This is a genomic window from Paraburkholderia aromaticivorans, assembly GCF_002278075.1.
Taxonomy (GTDB): domain Bacteria; phylum Pseudomonadota; class Gammaproteobacteria; order Burkholderiales; family Burkholderiaceae; genus Paraburkholderia; species Paraburkholderia aromaticivorans.
Genome location: NZ_CP022991.1, coordinates 141,614 through 166,278, shown reverse-complemented (window position 1 = coordinate 166,278; position 24,665 = coordinate 141,614). Strand labels below are relative to the sequence as shown.

The 24,665-nt window shown below is 59.9% G+C and carries 23 protein-coding genes and 2 pseudogenes; 15 read left to right on the top strand and 10 right to left on the bottom strand.

From position 1 onward, the window contains the following. Nucleotides 1-236: 236 nt before the first annotated feature. Nucleotides 237-395, bottom strand: a complete 159-nt coding sequence (locus CJU94_RS41500) for a hypothetical protein (RefSeq protein ID WP_167397607.1) — start codon at nt 393-395, stop codon at nt 237-239. A 347-nt stretch (nt 396-742) separates the two neighbouring features. Between CJU94_RS41500 and CJU94_RS33795 the strand changes: the two genes are divergently transcribed. From CJU94_RS33795 to CJU94_RS33785, 3 genes are all read left to right on the top strand, one after another. Then, nucleotides 743-955 (top strand): ParD-like family protein, encoded by a 213-nt coding sequence (locus CJU94_RS33795; RefSeq protein WP_095423399.1) that lies wholly within the window; start codon nt 743-745, stop codon nt 953-955. After that, on the top strand, nt 952-1,719 hold the full coding sequence (gene map / locus CJU94_RS33790; RefSeq protein ID WP_095423020.1) for a type I methionyl aminopeptidase: 768 nt from the start codon (nt 952-954) through the stop codon (nt 1,717-1,719). Before CJU94_RS33795 ends, map begins: the two co-directional genes overlap by 4 nt. A gap of 407 nt (nt 1,720-2,126) precedes the next feature. Next, nucleotides 2,127-2,801, top strand: a complete 675-nt coding sequence (locus tag CJU94_RS33785) for a hypothetical protein (protein ID WP_095423019.1) — start codon at nt 2,127-2,129, stop codon at nt 2,799-2,801. Between the two features lie 127 nt (nt 2,802-2,928). Here CJU94_RS33785 and CJU94_RS33780 read toward each other — a convergent pair. After that, a pseudogene (locus CJU94_RS33780) lies at nt 2,929-3,333 on the bottom strand (alpha-hydroxy-acid oxidizing protein); the annotation flags it as partial. Then, on the bottom strand, nt 3,334-4,581 hold the full coding sequence (locus tag CJU94_RS33775) for an ISL3 family transposase (RefSeq protein ID WP_095417046.1): 1,248 nt from the start codon (nt 4,579-4,581) through the stop codon (nt 3,334-3,336). On the opposite strand from CJU94_RS33775, the gene CJU94_RS33770 reads away from it, so the two are divergent. After that, complete coding sequence (locus CJU94_RS33770) at nt 4,580-4,999, top strand: hypothetical protein (RefSeq protein WP_095417045.1); 420 nt, start codon at nt 4,580-4,582, stop codon at nt 4,997-4,999. The two genes, CJU94_RS33775 and CJU94_RS33770, sit on opposite strands and share 2 nt — an antisense overlap. Nucleotides 5,000-5,035: 36 nt before the next feature. Here the strand turns inward: CJU94_RS33770 and CJU94_RS33765 are convergent. Further along, nucleotides 5,036-5,731, bottom strand: a pseudogene (locus CJU94_RS33765) (alpha-hydroxy acid oxidase); the annotation flags it as partial. Nucleotides 5,732-5,872: 141 nt separating this feature from the next. Further along, nucleotides 5,873-7,171: an L-fuconate dehydratase gene (locus tag CJU94_RS33760; protein ID WP_095423398.1), complete on the bottom strand. Its 1,299-nt coding sequence runs from the start codon at nt 7,169-7,171 to the stop codon at nt 5,873-5,875. 188 nt (nt 7,172-7,359) lie between these two features. Between CJU94_RS33760 and CJU94_RS33755 the strand changes: the two genes are divergently transcribed. The 8 genes from CJU94_RS33755 to CJU94_RS33725 all read left to right on the top strand — a co-directional run bounded on the left by CJU94_RS33755 (nt 7,360) and on the right by CJU94_RS33725 (nt 15,111). Then, the gene (locus CJU94_RS33755; RefSeq protein ID WP_095423018.1) at nt 7,360-8,070 is read left to right on the top strand and encodes a GntR family transcriptional regulator; all 711 of its coding nucleotides are present in this window, start codon (nt 7,360-7,362) and stop codon (nt 8,068-8,070) included. Nucleotides 8,071-8,189: 119 nt separating this feature from the next. After that, entirely contained in the window at nt 8,190-9,671 is a 1,482-nt protein-coding gene (locus tag CJU94_RS33750) for an extracellular solute-binding protein (RefSeq protein WP_095423017.1), read from the top strand. Nucleotides 9,672-9,778: 107 nt separating this feature from the next. Further along, on the top strand, nt 9,779-10,933 hold the full coding sequence (locus CJU94_RS33745; protein ID WP_244221135.1) for a carbohydrate ABC transporter permease: 1,155 nt from the start codon (nt 9,779-9,781) through the stop codon (nt 10,931-10,933). Next, nucleotides 10,930-11,961 carry a carbohydrate ABC transporter permease gene (locus CJU94_RS33740; protein ID WP_095423015.1) on the top strand — a complete coding sequence of 344 codons (1,032 nt, stop codon included), beginning with the start codon at nt 10,930-10,932 and terminating at the stop codon, nt 11,959-11,961. The genes CJU94_RS33745 and CJU94_RS33740 overlap by 4 nt, the downstream gene beginning before the upstream one ends. A 5-nt stretch (nt 11,962-11,966) precedes the next feature. Further along, entirely contained in the window at nt 11,967-13,076 is a 1,110-nt protein-coding gene (locus tag CJU94_RS33735) for an ABC transporter ATP-binding protein (protein WP_095423014.1), read from the top strand. 174 nt (nt 13,077-13,250) lie between these two features. Beyond that, complete coding sequence (locus CJU94_RS33730) at nt 13,251-13,484, top strand: hypothetical protein (RefSeq protein ID WP_095423013.1); 234 nt, start codon at nt 13,251-13,253, stop codon at nt 13,482-13,484. Nucleotides 13,485-13,563: 79 nt separating this feature from the next. Continuing rightward, on the top strand, nt 13,564-13,785 hold the full coding sequence (locus CJU94_RS41075; protein WP_157763845.1) for a hypothetical protein: 222 nt from the start codon (nt 13,564-13,566) through the stop codon (nt 13,783-13,785). A gap of 225 nt (nt 13,786-14,010) precedes the next feature. After that, nucleotides 14,011-15,111 carry a sialidase family protein gene (locus CJU94_RS33725; RefSeq protein WP_095423012.1) on the top strand — a complete coding sequence of 367 codons (1,101 nt, stop codon included), beginning with the start codon at nt 14,011-14,013 and terminating at the stop codon, nt 15,109-15,111. A gap of 50 nt (nt 15,112-15,161) precedes the next feature. Here CJU94_RS33725 and CJU94_RS33720 read toward each other — a convergent pair whose 3' ends face one another. The 4 genes from CJU94_RS33720 to CJU94_RS33705 all read right to left on the bottom strand — a co-directional run bounded on the left by CJU94_RS33720 (nt 15,162) and on the right by CJU94_RS33705 (nt 19,082). After that, nucleotides 15,162-16,289 (bottom strand): MBL fold metallo-hydrolase, encoded by a 1,128-nt coding sequence (locus CJU94_RS33720; protein ID WP_095423011.1) that lies wholly within the window; start codon nt 16,287-16,289, stop codon nt 15,162-15,164. Between the two features lie 323 nt (nt 16,290-16,612). Then, the gene (locus CJU94_RS33715) at nt 16,613-17,392 is read right to left on the bottom strand and encodes a MipA/OmpV family protein (RefSeq protein WP_425272243.1); all 780 of its coding nucleotides are present in this window, start codon (nt 17,390-17,392) and stop codon (nt 16,613-16,615) included. Nucleotides 17,393-17,400: 8 nt separating this feature from the next. Next, entirely contained in the window at nt 17,401-18,282 is an 882-nt protein-coding gene (locus CJU94_RS33710; RefSeq protein WP_095423009.1) for an alpha/beta hydrolase, read from the bottom strand. Between the two features lie 2 nt (nt 18,283-18,284). Next, on the bottom strand, nt 18,285-19,082 hold the full coding sequence (locus CJU94_RS33705; protein ID WP_095423008.1) for a DUF4118 domain-containing protein: 798 nt from the start codon (nt 19,080-19,082) through the stop codon (nt 18,285-18,287). A gap of 215 nt (nt 19,083-19,297) precedes the next feature. Here CJU94_RS33705 and CJU94_RS33700 point away from each other — a divergent pair, with 215 nt between their 5' ends. The 3 genes from CJU94_RS33700 to dmeF all read left to right on the top strand — a co-directional run bounded on the left by CJU94_RS33700 (nt 19,298) and on the right by dmeF (nt 22,156). After that, entirely contained in the window at nt 19,298-20,104 is an 807-nt protein-coding gene (locus CJU94_RS33700; RefSeq protein WP_095423007.1) for an alpha/beta hydrolase, read from the top strand. A gap of 496 nt (nt 20,105-20,600) precedes the next feature. After that, nucleotides 20,601-20,876 (top strand): metal/formaldehyde-sensitive transcriptional repressor, encoded by a 276-nt coding sequence (locus tag CJU94_RS33695; RefSeq protein ID WP_095423397.1) that lies wholly within the window; start codon nt 20,601-20,603, stop codon nt 20,874-20,876. Nucleotides 20,877-20,884: 8 nt separating this feature from the next. After that, nucleotides 20,885-22,156, top strand: coding sequence for a CDF family Co(II)/Ni(II) efflux transporter DmeF (gene dmeF / locus CJU94_RS33690; protein WP_095423006.1), 1,272 nt, complete (start codon nt 20,885-20,887; stop codon nt 22,154-22,156). Nucleotides 22,157-22,238: 82 nt separating this feature from the next. Here dmeF and CJU94_RS33685 read toward each other — a convergent pair whose 3' ends face one another. Continuing rightward, nucleotides 22,239-24,224, bottom strand: a complete 1,986-nt coding sequence (locus CJU94_RS33685; RefSeq protein WP_095423005.1) for an SMP-30/gluconolactonase/LRE family protein — start codon at nt 24,222-24,224, stop codon at nt 22,239-22,241. Nucleotides 24,225-24,665 lie beyond the last annotated feature (441 nt).

Here is a 24,665-nt window from a genome sequence, read left to right as displayed (position 1 = left end):
GTGCTTGAGACGGGTGTCGGGCATGTTGAAGTCCCTCATCGTCTCGTACCCGCTCATCGCCGTGGCCGGTGACTGGTGCGCGCCCTGTGCGAATCGCGGCGGAAATCGGAGCGCCGCTCATCGTCACATAAGTGCCGCCCCAGCGGAGATAGCAGAACACTGCAGATGATCGAAAGTTCCGACGTATCGCACGAAGCCCCGCTGGCATGCGGGGCCCGTCATTTTGCGATGCGGCATTAATGTTTGTGCCGGTGCAGCCAACCCATATGGTGCGAATCAAGCCACTGGGTCATCTCTTCTGCGGGGTGTTCGCGCCTGTAACGTTGCGCCACCATGAACGCGGCGACCAACAAGGCCGCCAAGCCGACAACGAAGTAAATCATAGACTGGGCCATGGCAGCCTCCTTATCAGGTCGCGACCATCCTTGTATTGTAGGTCAGCCGTTACGAAGTGCCGTGCGGTGCAGGCGCACGGTTTCACCGCTTCCATCAACACGCGGGCTGGCACCGATGCGAAGCGTTGGCGTGCCACGTCGATCGGAAACGGTCCTCATCTGCCCTGGGCGCGGACGTCTGCTTGCAGAACCACAGCCGGTGCTCCGTTGCGCGCTCGACCCGCACGCGCCAACTCACCTTTTGTAGCTGCTATCCGCAAACCGGCGTATCTAATGTCATAAAGCGCTTGTCTTGTCAGATAGTTTGAATATATGATCCGTATATGTTTCGTATATATGGGGTTAACGTGGGCATTGTTAATATCGACGACGACTTGCACGATCAGATACGTAAGGCAAGCGCAGTGTCATGCAGGTCGATCAACGCGCAAGCAGCCTTCTGGATCAAGGTCGGCATGTTGTGCGAAATGAATCCGACGCTGAGTTTCAACGAGATAGCTACCCGTGAACTGAGAGCCGCGGGCGTTGTGGCGCAGGCCGTCAAGGTGGCTTTGACATGACCAAGCGACCCGAAGAAATCGCATTGATGGCGGAGTCAGGCCAGTTGCTGGCGGATGTATTTGGCTATCTGGATCAAATGAGCCTGATCGGCATGTCTACCATGCAGGTGAACGATGTGGTCGAGAGTTTCATCGTCAACGAACTCAAGGCGCGCCCGGCAAGCAAGGGGCAGTACGGCTACGCCTACGCGCTCAACGCTTCACGCAACAATGTTGTTTGTCACGGTGTTCCGTCCACGACAGACATCCTGCAAAACGGGGACATCGTTAATTTCGACATTACGCTGGAAAAGAATGGCTACATCGCTGATTCCAGCAAGACCTATCTTGTGGGAAAGGTGTCTCCACTAGCTGAACGGCTCGTGCAAGTGACCTACGAAGCGATGTGGAAAGGGATCAAGGCCGTTCGCCCCGGCGCCAGACTTGGCGATATAGGTCATGCCATTGAACGGCACGCTCGCAAAAATGGCTATTCGGTCGTACGGGAATATTGCGGGCATGGCATCGGGCGTGAAATGCACGAGGAGCCCCAAGTGCTGCATTGGGGTAAGCCGCGGACGGGTTTGTTGTTGCGCGAAGGCATGGTGTTTACCATCGAACCCATGATCAACCAGGGGCGACAATCTGTTCGAACCGAAGAAGACGGCTGGACGGTGGTCACGCGCGATGGGCAACTGTCGGCGCAGTTTGAACACACCGTGGCCGTGACCCAAAAGGGCGTACAGGTCTTAACGCTACGCCGCGAGGAAAGGCTGCCCAACTGATAGCTCGACGGCTGTGGGCCACGCATTGGGGAGAAGCGTCCATTCAATCGCAGTTCGCTGATCGTCAACGGACATTCATTCGTTGATCATGCACGACCGACATTGGCCGCACCTTGCTGATCGCCTGGCGATCGAACGGTGCTTGCCAGGAGCGGCAGCACGCCCGCACATTGCCTGCGTTCGGACCCACGTCTCTACCCGTGCGCTTAAGCCGCGAACCGGCCTGGATCTTTTGATGCCCCTCTCCTGGTGCGGGGCCGACGAGTGCCCTGGTTCGGCGCGGGCTGTCAAGATGCGCGCCGCCCCATCGAAGCGTTTGTGGCGAAAACACACACCGCGTTTTTTGCTCTGAATACTCTGCAAACGATGCTTATAATCTGAGCACCTCTTTCCCCGAGGCGTATCGTATGCGGCAGGAATGGCTTGAATATCTCCAGCGACTTGACTGGAACACCCCAATGATTTTGGCGCTGGCGTCAGGGGCGGTCGGCTCTGTCATTACGCTCGCGTGGATCTCAGCAAGGGATGCCGGGGCGCGCAAGCGTCAGCGACGCGACACTGCATTGGAGCTCGCGTTATCGCTGGAAAGTTACGCTCGCACCTGTCGGACAATGATGCATAAGGCCGCCTGGGCGGCATCGGAGCAGGTCGGCCCCATGAACTGCGAAGCCAGCAAGGGCGTGTCCATCCCCGTTTTTGCCTATCCGGACAAGCTTCAGTGGCACGTCCTGAGCCGCAAAGTCATCTCCGAGCTGCGCGAGTACCCGGCAACGGTGTACGCCGCGCGGGAGTATGTGGAAGCGTTCCGCGAATTCGGTGAGCCGATCGACCTTTGTGGCCAGGTTGAATACGAATGTGCAAAGGCTGCGATGGCAGCGGTGGCCCTAGCTCGGACCACGCGTCGGCGACATGGGGCCGCGGCGTGGAAACCGGGCGCCAAAGATTCGGCCATGGAGCGCGAACTGTCCGACTTCATCGCGAACGCTGAAGAAAAGCGCAAGGCGTCGCTCGAGCGTCGAACGGAGTTCGCAGTCGGCCGGCCAGCTGACGCGCAACCCTTCAATCGGGCGCTAAGCGCCTGAAACGTGGACGAGACCGGCTGGATATTCTGAAGCCTCCCAGACTCTGGCCGGCCTCGAAATGTGCTCAGGACATTCAGCCGACCTTGGTGCGCTGGCTCTTCTTTCTTGTCGCGCCTCGCGCCCGTCCTCAAAGCCTGTCAGGCAGCAGGATCCGCTCGTCCACCTGACGGATGTCAGTGTGGCCACAAAAGGCCATGGTGATGTCCAGTTCCTTCTGGATGATCTGCAGACACTGTGTGACACCCGCCTCACCCATCGCACCCAGCCCGTAGAGAAAGCTGCGGCCGATCAGCGTGCCCCGGGCGCCGAGCGCAACGGCTTTCAGAACGTCCTGTCCGCTGCGGATGCCGCCATCCATCCACACCTCGATACGCGAGCCGACCTCGCGCGCGATCTCGGGGAGTGCCGAGATCGAAGAGGGTGCGCCGTCGAGTTGGCGGCCGCCATGGTTCGAGACGATCAGCGCGTCCGCACCGCTGTTGGCGGCAAGGCGTGCATCTTCGACATCCATGATGCCTTTCAGAATGGTTCGTCAGTAAAAAGTGTGGGTTGTCGGCGGCTCGGGCAAATTGCCAAGTGCATGATATAGCGCGATTTCCGTCGTTCGAAACGTCCGGAAGCCGTACGCTTTTCTCATGGTGACTTTGGCCTTGTTGTTCAAACCCTCGACGATTCCGCTGGAGAACTGCTTGCGCGCATGAAAGTAGTTGAGAATCAGTTCTCGATGGGCGCGCACGGTGCGTGCGAACTTCTTCATTGGTTCGATGCGTGAGCGCATGACCCGGGTGCACCACTGATCGAGGAACTTGCCTGCCCAGACAGGCGAGATGTAATCCCAGATCTGCTGGAACTCCTCCTTGAGAAGATAGGCGCGGACACTGCGCAGGTTGTAGTGCAGCAGATCGCGCAGGCGCAGTCGCTGATTGTCAGTAAGGTTCTCTGGCCGCTTGAGCAAACACCAGCGGGACTTCTTGAGGACTGGCTCATAGCCGTCGCGGGTCATGCGGCGAGCTTCCTCGGCGCGAACCTCGTCGATCGCCTTGTTCATTTTGGCAACGATGTGGAAGCGGTCGAGGATGTTCAGCGCGTTGGGGCAATGTAGTGCGATCATCTCGATGTAGGGCCGCCACATGTCCGAGCAGACGAACTCGACCTGCTCGCACAACCGTTTGCCGATCATGACGAAGAACTTTGCGAAGCTTTCCTTCGTGCGCTCCTGGCCAACCCAAAGCAGGCGCACGCAGCTGGCCTCGATCTGATAGACCAGCGTGAGATAATTGTGCCCTCGGCCATACTGGATTTCATCGACGCCCAAAGCGCGGATGGTGCCGAGTTCGCGATGGGCCAGCCCCCAGTCGACCACCCACTCCACCGCCTGGGCAACCTTCTCCCAACTGGTGCGAAAGCTTTGCGCTGTCTCTTTCCAGGAGAGCTTGCGTGCCCACTGCGCGAGAAACAGCATGTAGGCCTTGGTCAGCGTGTGCTTGCCGATGGCCCACGGCACCGTCTCGACCTTCACGCCGCACTCACGGCAGTCGACGCGGCGCATGGCGTACAGCAAAATCACCGCGAAGCCCCAGATCGGAATAAATTCGAAACTACGCGATGCGAGCGTGTCATAGCCGCTGCCAGGCCGGTTGCAACACGAACAGATCGGCTTCGAACCCTTGCGTGGCCGCACGTCGATCTCGATGGTTTTGGACTGCTCGCACAGTCGGGCACTTTCATAGACGAAGCCGGGAAAATGATGGCAGGCATTGAGCAGGCGGGTCAGCAACATGGTTAGCAAGCGCGCGGGAATCAGTAAAGACGCTATTGTTACCTCAGATCCGCACGCACTGGAGCGCTACGTCCCGGACTTGCAGAACTGGCCTGCCTCATGGCGCTTCGAGGACGAGGACATCCCATTCGGACAGGCGCTCGTGAAGGTCTTCACACCTTTCCTGCAACACCTGCTGACCCACGGCTATGCCCGCAAAACGTTGCACCGCCACCGCGATCACCTTTGGATGCTTGGTGGCCATCTCATCGAAGTCCGTCACGTCGATCCGGACTTAGCCGCCATGGATGCCCGCACACTGCTTCTCAATGAGATCCACGAGTTCGGTGGCCCGCTTTCGAGGCACCTCTCCGAGCACGAGCAGAACGCCTTTGACGCTACCTGCAAGAAACTCTATCGCTTCCTCTGTCCCTCATGAATCGCATCAAACCACCCACAGATTCCGCCGACGAGCCTTCAGAATGAGCTTGCCACCCCATAGCTTCTTGACCCACTCGACGTCCGCCCAACTCAACGCCGGATCAAACTGTTCGGCGGTCCACGAACTCAGGGACGATAGATCGCCCACACCCTTTGCGTGACCGACGATGTTGCCGAAGGTGCGCCGCCGGGTGCCGAGCATGCCGAGGCACCAGCGCGGCCGGGTCGCCAGATTGATCAGGTTTGCCGCGGTCAGTTTAGGCGGCGCCGACAGCCCGTTCTTGATGTCCTTGTGGCGTTGGCCGAGGATCTGCAGGTCCAGCGTGAGCATCAGGGCGCTGCAGCGTGCCGCGCGAGCCCGCTCAATTAACCGCACAATGAAATCGCGGTCGCGCATCATATAAAGCTGGAACCAGAACGGCTTGCTGGTCGCGGCGGCGACGTCCTCGATCGAGCAGATGCTCATCGTGGACAAAGTGAAGGGGACGCCGAACTTTTCCGCCGCGCGTGCAGCGAGGATTTCGCCGTCGGCATGTTGCATGCCGGTCAAGCCCGTCGGCGCGAGCGCTACGGGCATGGCGGACTCCTGACCGATCATTTCCGTGCGCGTGCTGCGCCCCGCCATGTTGACCGCCACTCGCTGGCGCAGCTTGAGGCGCTGGAAGTCGCTTTCATTCGCGCGGTAGGTACTTTCGGTCCATGAGCCACTGTCGGCATAGTCGTAGAACATGCGCGGCACGCGCCGCTGAGCAAGCACGCGTAAATCTTCGATGCAGGTGATAACGGGCACAGTTTTTCTCAGCACGGGGAAGAACGACGAGTGTACGTTCTCGGGCGGTCGTTCGGTATTCTGGGAATGCCTGGGAAAAATTCAGGCCCGCCACGCCGCCCCGTGCGGAAAGTCAAACTGGTCGAGCGAGTCGGCGCGCATCTCGATGCTATAGCCTGGCAGTTGCGGCGGCTTGTAGCGTCCGTTGCGAATCACGACGGGGTCGACAAAGTGCTGGTGCAGGTGGTCGACGTATTCGAGTACGCGATTTTCAAGCGATGCCGACACGCAGATGTAATCGAACAGCGCGATGTGCTGCACGTACTCGCACAGCCCGACACCACCCGCGTGCGGACAGACCGGCACACCGAACTTCGCCGCCATCAGCAACACGACGAGCACCTCGTTCAGACCGCCGAGCCGGCAACTGTCGACCTGGCAAAAATCGATCGCCTGCGCCTGCAATAGCTGCTTGAACATCACGCGGTTATGGCAATGTTCGCCGGTCGCCACACCGATCGGGGCGACGCGCCGGCGAATGGCCGCGTGTCCCTGGATATCGTCGGGGCTCGTCGGCTCTTCGATCCACCACGGATCGAACTCCGCGAGGCGCCGCATGTTGGCGACGGCTTCGTCGACTTCCCACACCTGGTTGGCGTCCATCATCAGCTTGCGATCAGCGCCGATTTCGTCGCGCAGAATGCGCGCGCGCCGCACGTCCTCGTCGAGATTGCCGCCGACTTTCTGCTTGAAGTGCGTCCATCCCTGGGCCACGCCTTCGCGAGCGAGGCGGCGGATCTTTTCATCGTCGTAACCGAGCCAGCCCGCCGATGTCGTGTAAGCCGGATAGCCGTTCGCCAGCATCTCCGTTTCGCGCTCGGCTTTGGTGGCCGCGTGGCGCCGCAGGATCGCAAGCGCTTCGTGGGGTGTCAGTGCGTCGGTGACGTAGCGGAAGTCGAGACAGCGCACCAGCGCCTCCGGGCTCATGTCCACCAGGAGTTTCCAGACCGGTTTGCGTTCCGTCTTTGCCCACAGGTCCCACACGGCATTCACGATAGCGGCGGTCGCGAGGTGAATCGCGCCTTTCTCCGGACCGATCCAGCGCAACTGGCTGTCTGACGTGATGGCGCGCCAGAACGCACCCATATCGGCAACGATGTCTTCGAGAGCCTGGCCGACGATGAGCGGCGCCAGCGAGTTCACCGCCGTCACGCAGATTTCGTTACCCCGGCCGATAGTGAAGGTGAGTCCGTGTCCCGCGATCTGTTCCGGCGAGTCTGTTTCGAGCACGACGTAGGTAGCCGAATAATCCGGCGCCGCGTTCATCGCATCGGAGCCGTCGAGCGAGCGGGAGGTCGGGAAGCGAATGTCCCGAACGGACAGGTTCGTGATCGTGGTCATCTGGACGCCCCCTAGGGTGACCGGCGCGGCAGTCAGGATGGTACGCGCGCCTGGCTCGCACCAAGCGCCGCCGGCAAGCGCGTACAAGGCCCACTCCAAGCGTTAGCACGCGTTGACAGCGCTGATTTCACCACCTAGCATGCTAGCATGTTAGTCGTAAATCAAGCTCTTCGTGAGCCTCTGGATCCATGAAGTCAGCGGCCATCGACCCTTATGCCGCATTGCAGAAACTGCAGGGCGGGGAACGGAGTCGTTTGACCGACGCCGTGGCAGAGGCGTTGCGCGAGGCTATCGTCACGCTGGCGCTGGAGCCGGGAATGATGATCGACAAGCAGGCGGTCTGCGAACGGATGGGTGTATCGCGTTTTCCCGTGTCGGCGGCGCTTGCGAAGCTTGCAACCGCTGGGCTCGTCGAGGTGTTGCCGCAACGCGGCACGCGTGTGAAGCCGATCGTGATTCACGACATCCGCCAGCATCTGTTCATCCGCAGCGCGCTCGAAGTCGAGACCGTGCGCGGCTTGTCGTCGACGCGTTCCGACGCGACTCTGGAGGCGCTCGCCGCCAACCTCGACAAGCAACGCGAGGCCGTGGCCAAAGGATTGCCCCATGAATTTCACCCGCTCGATCTCGCCTTTCACGAGATCCTGCTCGACGCTATCGACTTGCCTCGCGTAAAGGAAATCGTCGCCACGTCGCGCGGCGCGCTTGATCGTGCGCGCCAGTTGCTGGGGACTCCGGAACGTCATATTCACACACTCGAGGAGCACGTGCGCATCTTCGAGGCGATCGCGGAGCGGGACGCCGAAGCTGCGGCCCACGCGATGCACCGTCATCTGGATGAAGTCATTGCAGAGTTGCGGCGCTTTGCCAGCGAACGGCCCGATCTGTTCGAGGAGTAGACCGGCCTTCGCACGAGTCTTCATAGGAGCCTCCGGACCGCCGCAGTCCGGGCGCATCGGCTGGGCTGCTCGCCAGCCGCCGGGCGCAGCGTAGTCAACTCGGTATGGAGGAGACAAAAATGAAACTCGTCAAACGTGCAAGCGTGGCTGCCGCCCTCGCAGCCGCGTGGTTCATGGCAGCGGGGCATGCGCTCGCTGCGGAGGATTTCCATGGCGTCACCGTCAATGTGATGACGTTCGTGGGTCCGCAAATCGCGGAGCCGCTGCAGCGCCGTGCGCCTGACTTCGAAAAGCTCACGGGCGCCAAAGTCAACATTCTGACCGTGCCGTTCTCCGACTTGTACCAGAAGCTGCTGACAGATTGGGCTTCCGGTACGAACTCGGTCGACGCCGCGGTGTTCGCCCCGCAATGGATGGTCGACTATACGAAGGGCGGCTTCCTCGAGGACCTGTCGGCGCGCGTCGCCCATGATCCGGCGCTGAAGGAAGACGACGTCATGCCGTTCTTCCGCGATTTTTCGGAACGGTTCAACGGCAAGACCTATCTGATCGCGCTCGACGGCGACTTCCAGATGGTCTATTACCGGACCGACATCCTGAAACAGCTCGGCAAGCAGCCGCCGAAAACCTGGGACGATTACCTGGGCATCGCGAAGGCGGCGAACGGCAAGGTATTCGGCGGCGACGGCAAACCGGTTGCGGGTTCCTGTATTTCGAAGAAGCGCAACGCACAGGCGTACTGGGCGATCATCTCGATTGCGGGTGGCTACATCCAGTCGAAAGGGACGGCGCAAGGCGCCTTCTTCGATCCGACCAACTTCAAGCCGCTCGTCAACAACGATGCGTTCAAGGCCGCGCTGAACGTCTACAAGGAATCGACCCAATACGGGCCGCCGAACGAAATCAATCTCGACGTCGGCGATACGCGCAGCGCGTTCATTTCAGGGCACTGCGCGCTGACGCTCGATTGGGGCGACGTCGGCGTGCTGGCGATCGACCCGAAGCAGTCGAAGGTGATCGACAAGGTCGGCGCGGTCATCCTGCCCGGCTCGACGAAGGTGTTGAACCGTGACACCGGCAAGCTGGTTGCGTGCGACAAGACTACGTGCCCGTATGCGGTGGACGGCGTCAACCATGCGCCTTTTGCAGCATTCGGCGGGTGGTCCGGCGGGATCAATGCCAAGGCCAATCCCAAGGTGAAGGATGCAGCGTACGCGTTTCTCTCGTACATGAGCCAGCCTGCTCAATCGAATGTTGACGTGACGATCGGTGCGACTGGTTTCAACCCGTATCGCCGATCGCAGTTCACGGACATGTCGATCTGGAAGAAGTCCGGCATGAGCGACGCGGCCGCGGCCTCCTACCTCGGCGCCATCAAGGCCAGTCTGCAAAGCCCGAATATGATCATCGATCTGCGTATCCCGCAGAATCAGCGCTACGAGCAGGTCGTACTGGATACCGCGGTGGCGCGGTTTCTCGCCGGGGAACTTGATGCCGACGCCACCATGAAAGCGATCCAGACAGGCTGGGATGAAATTACCGACGACCTTGGAAAGGACAGCCAGTTGAAAGCCTATAAGGCGTCGATCGGCGCGAAATAGCTGCAGGCCGCGCCGGCCCGCGGCAACCGGCGCCGCTTCCGGAGAGGCGATGACGAACGGCGTCCGAACGTCGTTCGTCTGCCGTATCGATGACACGAGACTGGTTCATGCAATCTTCGTCACATGTTTCGTCACCTGCTTCACAGCGACGCGCGTCGCGCAGGTCATCCGTTGCCAACTGGCTGGATCGTCAGGCTCCCTATGTGTTCGTGCTGCCAGCCGTGCTGCTCATTCTCGGCTTTTCGATCTTTCCGCTAGTCACGTCCGCCTATCTGTCGCTGGTCCGGTTCTCGCTCGGCGAGGGAGGCTACGAACTGAAGTTCGTAGGCATGCGCAACTACGTGAGGCTTTTCAGCGGCAGCCAGCAATTTCACTTTGTAGGCGTGTTCCGGCCGCCCGGCATGATTAGCTTCTCGGTGATGGTCGCTGCCGCGCTCGCTACGGGGTGGTGGCTTTTCAGTTACCTGCGCGGCGGGCATCGCTCTCTGGTCGGCGGGATCGGCCGCCTGATCACAGCTGCGTCCTTGCTGGCGCTCGTGTGGCTTACCGCCAATACGGTCGGGCACGGCGGCGAGCTGGGCAGCCTGATGGTGACGCTCTTTTACGTGGTGTTCGGCGTGGCGCTGCAGTTCCTGCTGGGTCTCGGGCTCGCCTACCTGTGCACGTTGCCGCTCAAGGGCGGGCGATTTTTCCGGATTCTGTTCTTTCTGCCGCTGATGGTGACACCGGTTGGCATCGCCTACATGTTCCGCATGATGGCGGATACCGCAGTCGGCCCGCTTGCGCCGGTTTGGGCGTGGCTTGGGCTGGGGCAGATCGCCTGGGCCGCGGATCCGTGGCTTGCGCGCATCGTGGTCATCATTGGGGATACCTGGCAGTGGGTGCCTTTCATGTTCCTCGTTTTGCTAGCCGCGCTGGAAGGCACCTCGCGTGACCAGATCGAGGCCGCGCAACTCGATGGCGCGTCGAACTGGCGGATCTTTCGCGACGTGACCTGGCCGTCGATCGCGCCCGTCGCCGCGAGCGCGGTGCTGATTCGCCTGATCGAAGCGTTCAAGGTGGTCGACCTGCCGAACGTGCTGACCAATGGCGGCCCCGGCATTGCGACAGAATCAATGACACTGCACGCATTCATCGAGTGGCGCACGCTGAATCTCGGCGGCGCCTCGGCCGTCGCCTACATGTTGTTCTTCGTGTCGACGATCGCGTGTGTGTCGTTTTTTCAACTCGTCGTGCGGCGCGCGCGAGGGGGGCAATCATGATCCGGCGCCTCTTCGTTCCCGCACGGCTCGATGAGATCCCCATCGGCACCCGGGTGATTGCCTACGGCCTGCTTGGCTTATGGACGCTGGTCGTATTGTTTCCTTTGTACTGGATGGCGATCACGTCGTTCAAGCTGCCGATCGACGTGTCGAACGGGCCGGCCTACGTGCCGTTCATCGACTTCAAGCCGAGTCTCGACGCCTGGCATTACATCTTCGTCGACCTCGGGCCGGACACGTTTCGTCCCTACGTGAATTCGCTGATCATTGCCACGTTCTCCACGGCTGCCGCCGTGTTCCTGGGCTCGATAGCGGCTTATGCCCTCGCGCGCATCGAGTACAGGCCGCCCGTCGCAGCGGTGGGTCTCGGCGTCCTGATGCTGGCCGTGGTGGTGGCCGCCGTCGGCTGGGGCGGTGTGGACCTGCGGATCGCCGTGGCCGTGTGTGGCGCGTTCTTTTTCCTGCTGCTGCGCCCGATCATTCGACGCGCAAGGCGTCACTTCGCCAACGACGACATTCTCTTCTGGATTATTTCCCAACGCATCTTGCCGCCAGTCGTCACGGTGATCCCGATCTACCTGACCTTCAAGAGCATCGGGTTGCTCGACACCCGGAGCGCGCTGATCATCACCTATGCGACAGCGAATGTGCCGATTGTCGTCTGGCTGATGTTTGATTTTTTCGCCAGCGTGCCGAAAGAAATCGAGGAGAGCGCGCAGATCGACGGCGCGACACGCTTTGCCATCCTGTTTGGCATCGTGGTCCCGCTCGTCGCGCCGGGTATCGTGGCGACAGGCTTGCTGGTGCTGATCCTCTCGTGGAACGAGTATTTGTTCGCGCTCTTTCTGTCGACGGCCAACGCGCAAACCCTGCCGCTTCTCGTCGCCGCGCAGAACGCCACTAGGGGGCCGCAATGGTGGAACATGTCGGTGCTGATTCTGATCATGATCCTGCCGGTGATGCTGCTCACGCTCACGCTACAGCGCTTCATCGTCAAAGGCATTCTCGTGGGAGCGGTCAAAGGATGAACCACATGGAGAGGCAGGCGCCACGCCCGTCGCATTTCGCGAGCTCGACGGTGCCGCATTCGAAAAGTGTCTCGCTGCGCAACGTCAGCAAGACCTTCGGAGACACGCGTGTACTGCACGACCTGTCACTGGACGTACATGCGGGCGAGTTTCTTGTCCTTCTCGGCGAATCGGGTTGCGGCAAGACGACCGCGTTGCGCATCATCGCGGGACTCGAATCGGCGAGCGAGGGGAGCATCTACGTCGGCGAGAACGACGTGACCCAGCAACTGCCGCGCGATCGTGATGTTGCGATGGTATTTCAGTCCTACGCGCTGTATCCGCACAAGACGGTGTTCGAGAACATTGCCTACCCGCTGATCGTGAGAAAGCGCGCGAAGGCAGAGATCGATGCGGCGGTGCGCGACGTGGCGGCGAGCGTTCATCTTGAACCACAGCTCGACCGGTATCCGCGCCAGCTGTCGGGCGGCCAGCGGCAGCGCGTCGCGCTCGCTCGCGCCATTGTTCGCCGTCCCGCGGCGTTTCTGATGGACGAACCGCTGTCGAACCTCGATGCGAAGCTGCGCGGCCATATGCGCGCCGAACTCAAGCACATGCAGCACGAACTGGGTGTCACTACGATCTACGTCACACATGACCAGATCGAAGCAATGACCCTTGCGCATCGTGTTGCGCTGATCGACAAAGGCGTGCTGCAACAACTCGACGTCCCGGCGCGCATTTATTCGGACCCCGCCAATCTGTTCGTCGCGGGCTTCATTGGCTCGCCACCAATGAATTTTCTGCGCGGTACGCTGGCGAACAACCGCTTCGAGGCGGAAGGCCTGACGCTGGTTGCGGACGTCAATCATCACGGGGAGGCCGTGCTTGGCGTGCGTCCCGAAGACTGCATGCTCGTCACCGCGGCTGATGGTGAGTTCCGGGGACACATTTATTCGGTCGAATTGATCGGCGATCATTCGCTCGTCACGCTGAACGTCGGAGAGCAGCAAATAGTCGTCAAGGTGTCGAACATGTTTGCTGGAGAGATTGGCATGGAGGTCGGCCTGCGGGCGAACCGCGAGCGTGTCTATTTCTTCGACCAGCGTTCGGGCCTGCGTATACGGCAGTGCTGAGTGTTGCCGGAGCGGTCGACGAAACCAATGGGCCGGCTGCGCGAGCGGTTTTGCCATGCACCGCGATTGCGTTGCTGTCGTCGAGCAGTGCGCGCTATCGAGTGGCCGAAAGAATACGGCGCGCGTTCATTTCATACCTCTAAAGTTTTCGTCCGGTGAGCCGACAAAACCGGCATGGATACAAACACCCCACCCAAACTCGATCGAGACGACCCGAACTGGGATGTCTCGCAAGCCGTTGAAATATCCGTGGGAGCCATTCGTAAGGCACGCGGTTTGAAGAACCCTGACGACTGTGTCCAGGATACGCCGGAATACGAGAGGGTTGTTCAAGCGTTCCTGCTTGACGTGCTGGCGGCGCTGGACGACGACGAGGTCGATGGATTCGGCGCTGGCACGGTTGGCTGAAATCATCGGCCGCCCCTTGGGCCTGTGGCCTTTTCAAAGCGGCGCGCACCATCAGCGCCTCTGAAAAGAACAGGTCGCCGTGTCATCAGATGCCCCAACAAATGCAAGCGATCTCTCGATCACCGACTGTATGGATGATCCAGAAGTTACCCTCGCCGACGTGATCGATTTCGTCGGCGACACTCTCCGTACGCTCTGTGACGCACAAGGAATCGAGTTAAAGGACGTCGATCACGAGTTGATCGACTCGCTGCCGTCAAAAGCATTCGATGAGCACCTGAGCGGTGGGGCAGGACGTTGAACGATTACCGCTACGCGTCTCTCGTTGCCCGTCCGCTTGATGGCGGCCTGGCATTGACGACCGGCTCTAAACGATAGCCAGTCCCGTATGTGGTGATGAACACCCCGTCGCCGCCCGCGCTTCGGAGCTTGCAAGATCCGAATGACGGGCAAAGAAGGCCGGATATGAAATTTATCCGGAAGATATAGCATTCAGATCGGTTACCATCTTTCGTCTTTGAAAACGATGATTAACGATGCTAACGGCCCATTCTGTATGAAGCGGCGAATTTTATCAAATTGCCGACATATATCTTTCGTCATCCTTTCTTTGTGGTTGATCCAGTCGTCTGCGGAAAGCGGGAACAACTCCAATGCGATGTTGTCGACGGAAATCATCAATCCGCCGCAGAACATCGCCTTTTGTCATGCGTCGACGATCGCCTACTCGAACGGCCATCTAGTCGCTGCATGGCTGGCTGGCAGCAAAGAAGCGGCGAACGACGTTGGTGTGTGGGTGGCGCGCTTCTCCGGCGGCCGATGGAGTGCGCCTGTCCGCGTCGCAGATGGGCTGTCGCCTGACCGTAAGGCTTTGACGGTGATTAATCCGATTCTCTTTTCTCCCCGACACGGCCCTTTGATGTTGTTCTACAGCCGTGGGAAGTTGCCGGCGGATTGGCATCCGCTCCGGATGATTTCGCCCGACGGCGGCGCGACCTGGTCAGAGCCGGTTGCTCTTGGCCCAGGTGTCTCCGGGCCGGCGAAAGACAAGCCCGTGGAACTATCAAACGGAATCGTGATAGCCGGAAGCAGCACCGAGTATGACGGATGGAAAGTCCACTTCGAGCGTTCCATGGATGGAGGCAATACGTGGGACGTCGTGTACCCGCCGGCCGGGCCACGTCCAGTTCAGGCGATCCAGCCTGCGATCCTTGACCATGGTCACGGGAAGTTGCAGGCGCTCGTCCGCACGAAAAACGGCTTTGTATTCAGCACCAGGTCGCGAGATTGGGGAAAGACGTGGAGCGCTCTCTCACCGCTGGATATTCCTAACTCGAATTCCGGTCTGGACGCAGTGACCTTGACCGACGGGCGCGATCTGATCGTGACGAATCCGCTACCTTACGTCGAAGGTCGTTGGGACCGACACAGGCTGTCTGTCCTTATCTCTACCGATCATCAGACCTATCGTAGCGTGCTGGACCTCGAGAACGAGCCGAATCAGGAGTTTTCGTACCCGGCGATCATTCAATCTCCAGACGGCCTGGTTCACATCACCTACACATGGAAAAAGATTCACATCAAGCATGTCGTGCTCGATCCGAAACGAATCCATGCGCCACGTTAGACATTCATGACAGCGCCGCAAGAACGCATCGCTACGCGGCGGGCGTCGCGCTATGTTCCGAAGATGTACTGGCTGCCCGCGTAAGATCTAATGAATTTTTCCGGCATTTCCTGTTGTATGAATTCGATGAAGGTCTCGCCGGTGCAATGCATCGGAATGACGACGTCGGGATTGATTTTTTTCAGAGCCACAATGGTCTCGTGTACGTAATCGGCCTTTTGGGGCGCCAGATGAAATCCTCCAATCACCGCATGGACCTTGTCGATGCCGGACACCTCAACGGCACGCTTGACCGAATTCACGACCCCGCGATGGCTGCATGAAGTGATCACGACCAGGCCGCGATTCTTGACGTTGAAACAGGTCGCCAGTTCATGTTGAAAGTCGTCGGGCACGACCTTGGCGGTTTGCTTTGCCTCTGGAAGTTTGTCGGCAGAGCAGCCAATGCCGTCTCTGACGCCGACGGTCATGCGCGTTGGCGCCAGTACTTTTTCGAACGAGATATTCGGGATCGTGCCGGTGGTGAAGGCGTGGTCCGCCACGACACTCGGAGTGGGCGCGAAGACAATCTTTACTCCGGCGCCGAGTAGCGCATTTCGATCAAGATATCCAAAGTCTTCCACTTTGCCGACGGTCCATTCCCGGGTGCAGAAGGTCTCTTCGCCACCCACGTAGAGAGGAAGACCCGTGCGCAGCTTACCCCTGTTCTGCTTGAGAAAACCGACTAACCCGCCGAAGTGGTCGTAGTGGCCATGGCTCAGGATCAGTGCATCGACGGACCTCGGCGAGATACCGAGCATGGCAATGTTGTTGTTGAAAGTCTCCGGGGTAAAGCCGAAATCAAGCAGTATGTTTCTCGTTTCTTCGCCCCGTTTCGATTCGAGGTGCATCGCCAGGCCGAACTCTTCTAACAGCGATTTACCCGCCGGAGGCATACCAAAGCGCAGGACCTGCACCTCGCCCACGTTGAGGTTGGGTGAGATCGCCAAATGGTAGCTATCGGTGACGACTCGCACCGCGAGGCGGTCGACTTCGGGCACAGGGCTGGTCAGTGGTTCCGCATGGGCGGACGTTGTACCCCCGAGGGTGCCGGAGAGGAGAGAAGTGAACATCGCCGCCCCACACGTGCACAATATGTTGCGCCGGGAAACTCGCGACTCCTCGGAATATTGCGGCATCGCTGCCTCCTGTCGGAACCCGGGCAAACTGTCGGTTGTTCGGTGCCATCGGCTGCGTCGGCCCTACGCTCGTTGGCGGCCTTTGCGTGACTGTCGCTGAACTCCGATGGAAAAAAGAAGTGGCTCCCCAAACAGGAGCGATGCAACAATCATAGCGAGTCAGTATTCAGGCTATTGCCGCGTCGCAGTAATCACGCGAGTTCATATGTTTCCAACGGCGATCGAGCATGAACAATGCCGATGTTGCGGCGCGTAGTCGAAACTCCGCTCGCCTCGCTAAACGGTTACTTGGTACACATCGAGCGGTTAGTCGACGTTCGCTGCTAGAAGCGGTACAGGACCGACGCCATCCCGTTGAGGTCGAGTCGACGCTCGGTGATCGGACTGCCCGCGGCGTAACGCTCGAGGCGTCCCGCGACTACTGCAACGTTCGCCGACCAGTGCGGACTGATTTTGTAAGTTGCATTCACGTTGAGGTGAATATCACGCAAGCCGGAACCGGTATCGTAGCGTGGCAATCCCGATGCCGCACTTTCCTGCGGCGTGATGCCGAACAAGGTCTGCGTATAGGTCGCGTTGGCCCAGGTGAGGCCCGGACCCATCGAAATAAGCCAGTTGCCGATCGGCGCCGATACGAACAGATCGGCCATCGCCGTCAGACCCTGCCCGGTTCCCGCGATGTCCTGATAGGCCGCCACCGCGCCGGTGAACGCCCACCACGTGTAATCGCCGAAGAGCCGCAGCTTGGGTCCATAGTGCACATCGGGCAGGCCTTTGAGCCGCGCATCGTCGGACGATGATCTCGACTGGAAGTCGAAACTCACCGACATACCGAGGTGATAGTTCTCTCCATGCAGTACGTTGACGCCGAGCACATCGGGACCCTGCGAGAAAACTCGCTCCTTCCATGAAATGTCCTGCACGGGGAAGGGAAGCACCTGGAGCTGTGAGGAGCCAGGGAACTTGGGGAACACGTACATGCCGGGTCCGACCGAAATTTTCCAGTCGCTGTCCGCCTGCGGTTCATCGGCGTGCGCGACGCCCATCGTGCAGCATGCCGTGACCGCCGCGAGCGCTAAAAAACGGCGTGCAAAAGTTGTCATGTCCTGCCTCATGCTTTCCTCGCCACAGCGGCCAGTTGTCTCAGGCGCCGCGCGAGCGCCCGTGATACGACAGGCGTCGGATTGTTGCAGCACGCCGACGCCGCAGCGCTTTCGCGCATGAAGAGCGCGCATTCCCGCGCGACGACCTCACGCTCGTTGTCCGATGTGATCATGTGGTACGAGTCGTCGAGCCAGATGGTGCGTAGAAACGACGCTCCCACATTCGTCACGACGTAGCGCGCGTTGTGCGGGCTGGACGTCTCGTCGTCGATCGCATGAATGATGAGGCAGTCGGTGCTGATGCTCTTCAGCTTTTTGCGCACCGAGCCCGCTAGCCGGCTCGCTTCATGAAGCGCGGGCAGCGCAATGGATGCGGGTCCCACTTCGCTGATCTCGCCTCTCTGCATCACGCGTGCAATTTTCGAGCGCAGCGCTTCGTTGCGCAGGCCATAGGGTTCGTGCTCGCGATAACGGTAGCGCGAACGCAGTGGCGTGTAATAGGCGTAGTCGAGCAAGAATCGATACCAGGGAATCGCCCAGCCGTCGTAACTGAGCGTGATCGACAACAACAGCAACGCGCGCGCGGCCGGGCGCTGCTGAGCGACGGCGGCGGCCAGCGTCGCGCCCATGGAGAGGCCGCATACCGAAACATGTCGGTGTCGCGATGCAAGCGCGTCAAATTCCGCGACGGCTGCGGTGATCCACTGTTCCATCGGGACATGTCCCGTGTCGGCGCTGTAGCCACGAATTTCCGGCGTGTGAGTCATGAACCCTTCTTCGACCAACGCGCGCGCAAGGAACCGCAATTCCGCCGGAGAACTCGATAGGCCGTGCAAGAGCAGGACGGCGTGATCGCTGCCCTGAGCCGTGGGAAATGGAGATGTGTTCATGATCAATCTTCCGCCCGAAGGATCAGAAAGTCGCCTGACGGCGTAGTGAAGCGTTCGCACACACATTCGACTGCGCGCCAACCGTGTCCATTTGATAGAAAGCGCATGCGGTGATGACCCGGCACCAGCCGGTCGTTCACGCGCGCGAGATCATCCTGATGTACTTGTGAATGCCTGGCGCCGTAAGCGATACCCGTAAGAAACGTTTCGTCGTCGATGATTCCGGCGGCCGTGGAGGTTGCCGCGGTCGCGACAAAACTGCCAGGCGGTGCGCTCGTTGCCGGGTCGAGCGCCTTGATGAGAATGAGCGACTGGTTGTGCTGCGCGATGTGATGCAGCATGCGATGCATTTCATCGGTGGCACGACGCGCGATCAGGCGTTCGTTATCGCCGCGCAGCAGCATTTCATAGCGCGAGAGCGCGACAGACGCCAGCAGTTCGGCGCGATACTGCGCGCGTCTCAGACGCTCGACCAGCGTGATGACCAAAACCGTGATGAGCGTATACGAGACAAGCAGACGGATGTCCGATTCATCGATGATGTCGATGCGTCCGTACGGCGGGACGAACAGGTAATCCGCGAGGCAGAGTCCCGCGAGCATTACGCTCAGCGCGGGCGCGAGGCCGCAATAATATTCCACCAGCACGGCGGCGATAAGAAAGGCGGTACCCGGCATGATCGGCCCGAGCAGAGGGTGAAGCATCGTGCGAATGGCGGCGGCGGTAAAAAGTGCCGCCGCTGCGATGATCCACCGTTTGCGGCCTCGCGGAGCCCATCGTCGGGAATTTTTGACTTTCATTCGTTTTATACAGCGCGGTGACGTTGACGCATAAACCGGTGATTGTGCCAGACACTTTTGTGACATAACTCGGTATATCGGGCAAAATTTTGAAGCGGACGGTATTTCCCATCGGTGCGATGGCGGCAAACTAAACATGGCGATTGGCGCATCGTTCCGGTAATAGTCCTTGTATTAGCGCCAAAATCAATGAAGCTTACCGTGCGAGATGAAGCATGCGCCTGCTCACCTATGCCTTATGCCTGGCGATGGCCGCCTACCTGGCAGCGGCGCTCGCGCTGTATCTGATGCAGGACCGCATGCTGCTTCCGTCCACGCCCGACACGGCCGATCTGCGCTCGGTCGTGAACACGGTTAGCCATATTGAAGCGTGGAAAGCGCAAGGCGCGTACGCGGGTTATCTCGTCACGCCGACCGGGCACGAACCCCGCGGTACGTTCATCCTCTATCACGGCAACGAAGAGTCGGCGGAGACCAAGTTACCGCTTGCCGAGGTATTCGTGCGCGCCGGGTATCGCATCGTCATCGTCGAGTATCCGGGGCACGGCAAACGGCGCGGCGAGCGCGCCATGAAAGCGGCGACCGTTGCTTCGCGTGACGCTTTGTCGGCCGTACTCTCGGATTGGCGCGGGCCGGTCTATCTGGTGGGGGAATCGCTGGGCGCGGGGATGGCATCGCAAGTGGTCAAGGGCAACGAGTCAGCGATCGCGGGCGTGGTGCTAATCACGCCGTGGGATTCGCTTGCCGATGTGGCCGCTGAGAAGTATCCGATTTTCCCGGTGCGGTGGCTGCTGCACGACGGCTTTGATTCGATCGCTGCCGTATCGCGTTACCGCGGTCCACTTGTCATCGTCGGCGCGCAGCGGGACGATCTGATTCCGGTCGCGCATGCACAGCGTTTCGCGAGCGAACACGATCACGCCCGGCTCATGCTGTTGCCCAGCGCCGATCACGACAGCTGGTTCGACGCCATGACGCCGCAGGACTGGCGACGCGTTCTGCAATGGCTGAATGCCGCATGACGCGAAGCCTGATTTGACGCGCAGGGTCCTTGCGTTGATGAGGCCCGTTGGGCCGCACACTTGCTGTGTTTTAACTAGCCGACTCTGCGACGATAGTCATTTACCCTCTGGCGACGAACTTAAAGAAGCGCTCGAAGAAGTTTGGGAGACCTCACGTGGCGCGCACACGATGGTGCCGTCGCGCCCCGGAAAAATGCACTCGCACAAAGTGCAAGCGTTACGAAGTGGTCCTGCGAGGCCACAGCGCCGACACCGCAATTGCTCGGGGTTTTTAACCACTTCGCCGCATTTCAGGCCAGCATCTTCATGACTGCTTTGGCGCTTCCCTCCGGTTAGCCGAGGTCCTGCCCCGTCACCAACTGTCCGTCTTGACATGCCTCGCATGGACCACGGTTGTGGACAAAGGTTGCGAGGTCGCAAAAACCAAAGATACCCCTACCCCCTATGTTAAAATCTGGTTCATTTTTCGCCCCGCGAGGGGTGTCTGGGGAGCGTGGTGAGTCATACGGTTCAGGAAAAACAGAAACTTCTCAACCGGGTTCGCCGGATCAAGGGGCAGGTTGAAGCCATCGAGCGGGCGCTTGAAGAAGAGCATGGCTGCTCCGACGTTCTGCAGCGAATTACGAGTTGTCGCGGAGCGATAAATGGCCTGCTTGCCGTCGTGCTGGAGGACCATATCAGAAACCACCTTGTCGATGCGGATAGCGGCGAGAAGCCAGGTGACAGCGCGACCGAACAGCTCATCGAAGTTGTTCACAGCTATTTCAAGTAGAGTCAAAAATGAGTGATTTCGAAGATGCCGTGGTCCTTGCTGGGCATGACCACATTTTTCTGGGTTCAGCCCATGAACAGAACGAACGCAGGACGTGGGCGGTGATTGTGCTGTGCTCGGCCATGATGGTCGCGGAAATCGTCGGCGGCAGCGTGTTCGGTTCGCTCGCGCTCGTCGCCGATGGCCTCCACATGTCGACGCACGCGGGCGCAATGCTGATTGCGGCACTTGCTTACACGTACGCCCGCAACCATGCCACGGATTCCCGCTTCGTATTCGGTACGGGCAAGTTGGGCGACCTGGCAGGATTTACTAGCGCCATCGTGCTGGCAATGATTGCCTTGTTGATTGGCTACGAGGCGGTGTCACGCTTCCTTTCGCCGGTGCCCATCCATTTCGGTGAAGCAATTCCGATCGCGGTAGTCGGCCTGCTGGTCAACCTCGCGAGTGTCTGGCTTCTGAGCGGCGACCATCACGGCCATGGCCATGCTCACAGTCACGGGCACGGTCGTGAGCACGGTCACGACGACCATGCTCACGAAGACGACGTACAGACGGTCTTGACCGCGTCCGGCTTGTTTGACGTGTCTATCTTCGAAGACGGCGTGCCTCCAGTCTTTCGTGTTGCACCTGCGACTGTGGGCTCGCGGCTGGAAGCGGCCGGGGGAGCCATTACGACCGTACGAGCTGACGGATCGCGACAGGTGTTTGCTTTGGTAGACCGGGGTGGGTATCTGGAGTCCGAGGACCACATTCCGGAGCCGCATGCATTTAGAGCCATGGTGCGGATGGCGGGCGGCGAGTACGAAGTCGAATTCAAAGAACATGAGCATCACGACGATGTGGACCATGCGGCCGTTCGCGACCACAACATCCGGTCTACCTACATCCACGTGATAGCAGATGCAGCGGTCTCGGTGCTGGCCATTGTGGGCCTCCTGCTGGCGCGCGCATTCGGATGGCTGTGGATGGACCCGCTCGCCGGCGTGATCGGGGCGCTCGTGATTGCAAACTGGTCCTACGGACTGATGCGTGACACCGGGGCGATCCTGCTCGACGTCAACCCTGACCGGCGGATGGCGGACAACGTCCGTCAGGTGATTGAAGACGCGGGTGACAAGGTCATCGACCTCCACGTGTGGCGACTCGGCCCCGGCCATATGAGCGCTGTAGTGTCCGTTGCGACCCATGAATCGCATCGCGACTCGCGCTTCTATCATGCGGTGCTCAAGCGTTTCAAGGGCCTGTCGCATGTCACCGTGGAAGTACAACCTTCATAGCAGCTTAGGGAAATCAGGCTCGTTTGAAGGCTGAGTGGTCTATCGCAGTTGACACACCAGCCTCGCCCCCATCGTCAATTCGTCAATTGACGCTGAAGGGCGACGCCAACATCGTCTTCATCGGGCTCACCTGAATTCCGGTCGATACAGATGGCGTCCAGCGATACACCACAATGCTTGAGCCGTTGTAGTTGTCCTTCGTGACTTCATATTCGCCGGTCGAGCGTCGATACGCCCGAAGTCCGTACATCGAGTCCACGTCGTTGCCCACGTCGACCATGTTTGGATTGCTATTGGTGAGCGTGATATCGAGCTTACCGGTTGTGAGGTTAAAGGCATCGATATTCGCCACGGTATGGACGTAGCCGACAAACAGGTAATTGCCGGCGGCCGCAATGGATTTCGGATTCGCGGCAGTGAGGGTGATCACCGGGTTGGGGCTGGTTCTGTTGCCGGCCAGCCAGCCGTGATAGACCTCGACGCGCGATCCGATCGCAGTCCAGTCCGAACTGCCGGCTGCCCCCTGGGTGAGGATCATCGTGTCGCTTTCACGCAGGTAGATAATGCGCGTCAGCTGCGAGATGGTGCGTGGAAGCGGCATCGTAATCGCCGCCCCCCAGAGCGGTTTGCCGGTCGAGTCGAAACCTGTCAGCGGATAATGTGAAATGGCGTTGGTTTTGTCGAGTCCCGCCCAGATATCGCCATTGCTATCCAGGCAGAAACCATTGCGGACTTTTGCCGTCGTCGCGAAGGCCGTTCCCGGCAATGCGCCATCTGGAATCGCAATGTATCCGCTCGCCGGGTTGAAGTGGAAAAAGTAGAAGGTATCGGGGTTCTGGCTCGCGGCGACGAGTATCCGGTGGCCGCCCACGCTGGCGATCTGGGCAAAATGTTCGCCGCGCTCGTGGTCGGCGAGATTGATCCGCGGATCGGACGGGTAGGTGAATGGGTCGATTGTGTTGGCAACGAAAGTGCCGCCCACCGTACCCGAATAGATGTTCATTCCGCCGTAGAAAATCGCCCCGTCGGTGGACGGGTCCGGGGCGGCATTGCCTTCGAAGTTGACCGACTGGAGCTGCCAGCGCAGAACGCCGGTTCCGTCGTATGCGTGGATGTCGGTGCCGCCGTTGCGCCCGAGGTCCCACGACCCGCCCCATGGGTTGTTCAGAACGTAGAGGTTGCGCGCGGAATCCCTGCCGATGCCGGCGACGCGCGTAAAGCGTCTGTCGCCCACCTGTCCCTTTACACCAGTCACTGTATTGAGAAAGCCGCCTTGAACACCAAACGTTCTCGCGGCATACGGTGCGCCGGCCACGTCATAGATCTTGATGTTCATATCCGGACCCGCGTCGCCAATCCATAACTGGCCGGTGGCCGAATCAAAATATAGAGACGAGGGCCGCGCTTTCGCCGGCAACTGGATGGTGTTGCGGCGCTCACCGGTCGGACTGAACTCAACCACAGCCCCGAGGCTCTGTTGCGCAACCCAGATGTTTCCGCCCCCGTCGACCGCCAGGGCGCCCGGCCCCGCCGCGCTGATATCGCGTACCCAGACACCAGACGTCGTAAACACGCGCACGCGATTGCCCGGGAAATCGCTCGCATACAGCAGCGAGCCGGACGTCGCGAGTCCGGTGACGACATCCGCGAGGCGTTCGGTGGTCGTCTCGCTTACCGTGATGAGCAAGTCGCGCTCGCGGCTGGTGCGGTTGTATCGGCCGACTTTGCCGCTACCGTAGGTGGCGCTGATCTGCAGCGAAGCGAATAGCGAGGTCGAGTTGCCCGTGATCGCGCCGCCCTGAAACTCGCCATGCGCCCCGATCGAACCGATATTGCGGGCGTTCTGATAGATCGCAATGCCGCCTTCGTTTTCATCCCACATCGACGATGTGTAGATCACACCTTCGGGTGCGACCCACATCGAGCGGGCCACGTTGCCCACGCGGGTGGTGCCCGTGCCATGGGTGTTGGCTACCCAGCCGGTCGAGTATTGCGCATCGCAAACCGATACAGCTGCTGCGCTCAGCATTACTGCGACAAACGCGCTACAAAGTCCTTTGAGGAACATAACGGATATATGGTGCGATCGCACGCCTTGCATCATGGGCGCGCATAGTGCGGTGTTGCCAACACTGGCAAACTTGCAGTCCGGACCCTGACGATTCGAAGCCGGGCGTCGCAGCGCGCGACGTGCGACGACGAATCGGTGTGAGATGTTGTCTGAGTTAACGGCTGTGTGCGGCGCGAATTGAATGATTTTTTTACTGGATCATCATCATGGCTATGGCCAGGCGACGATTCGCACGGACCTGCTTTGGCGTATGCCAAAGGGCAGTCTGTTATCGCCGGGATGAGCCGCTTATGTGGGCCGCGTCGTTGGCCGTGCAATGCGGATTACAACAAAACGGCCCTGTCGAAAGGCCAAACGAGCAGACAGTCGCTTCTTATACTAGTTCGGCCCTGCGCCGCGTCTGCGTTACTTCCGACCTGGGTCTCATAAGTGTAATCC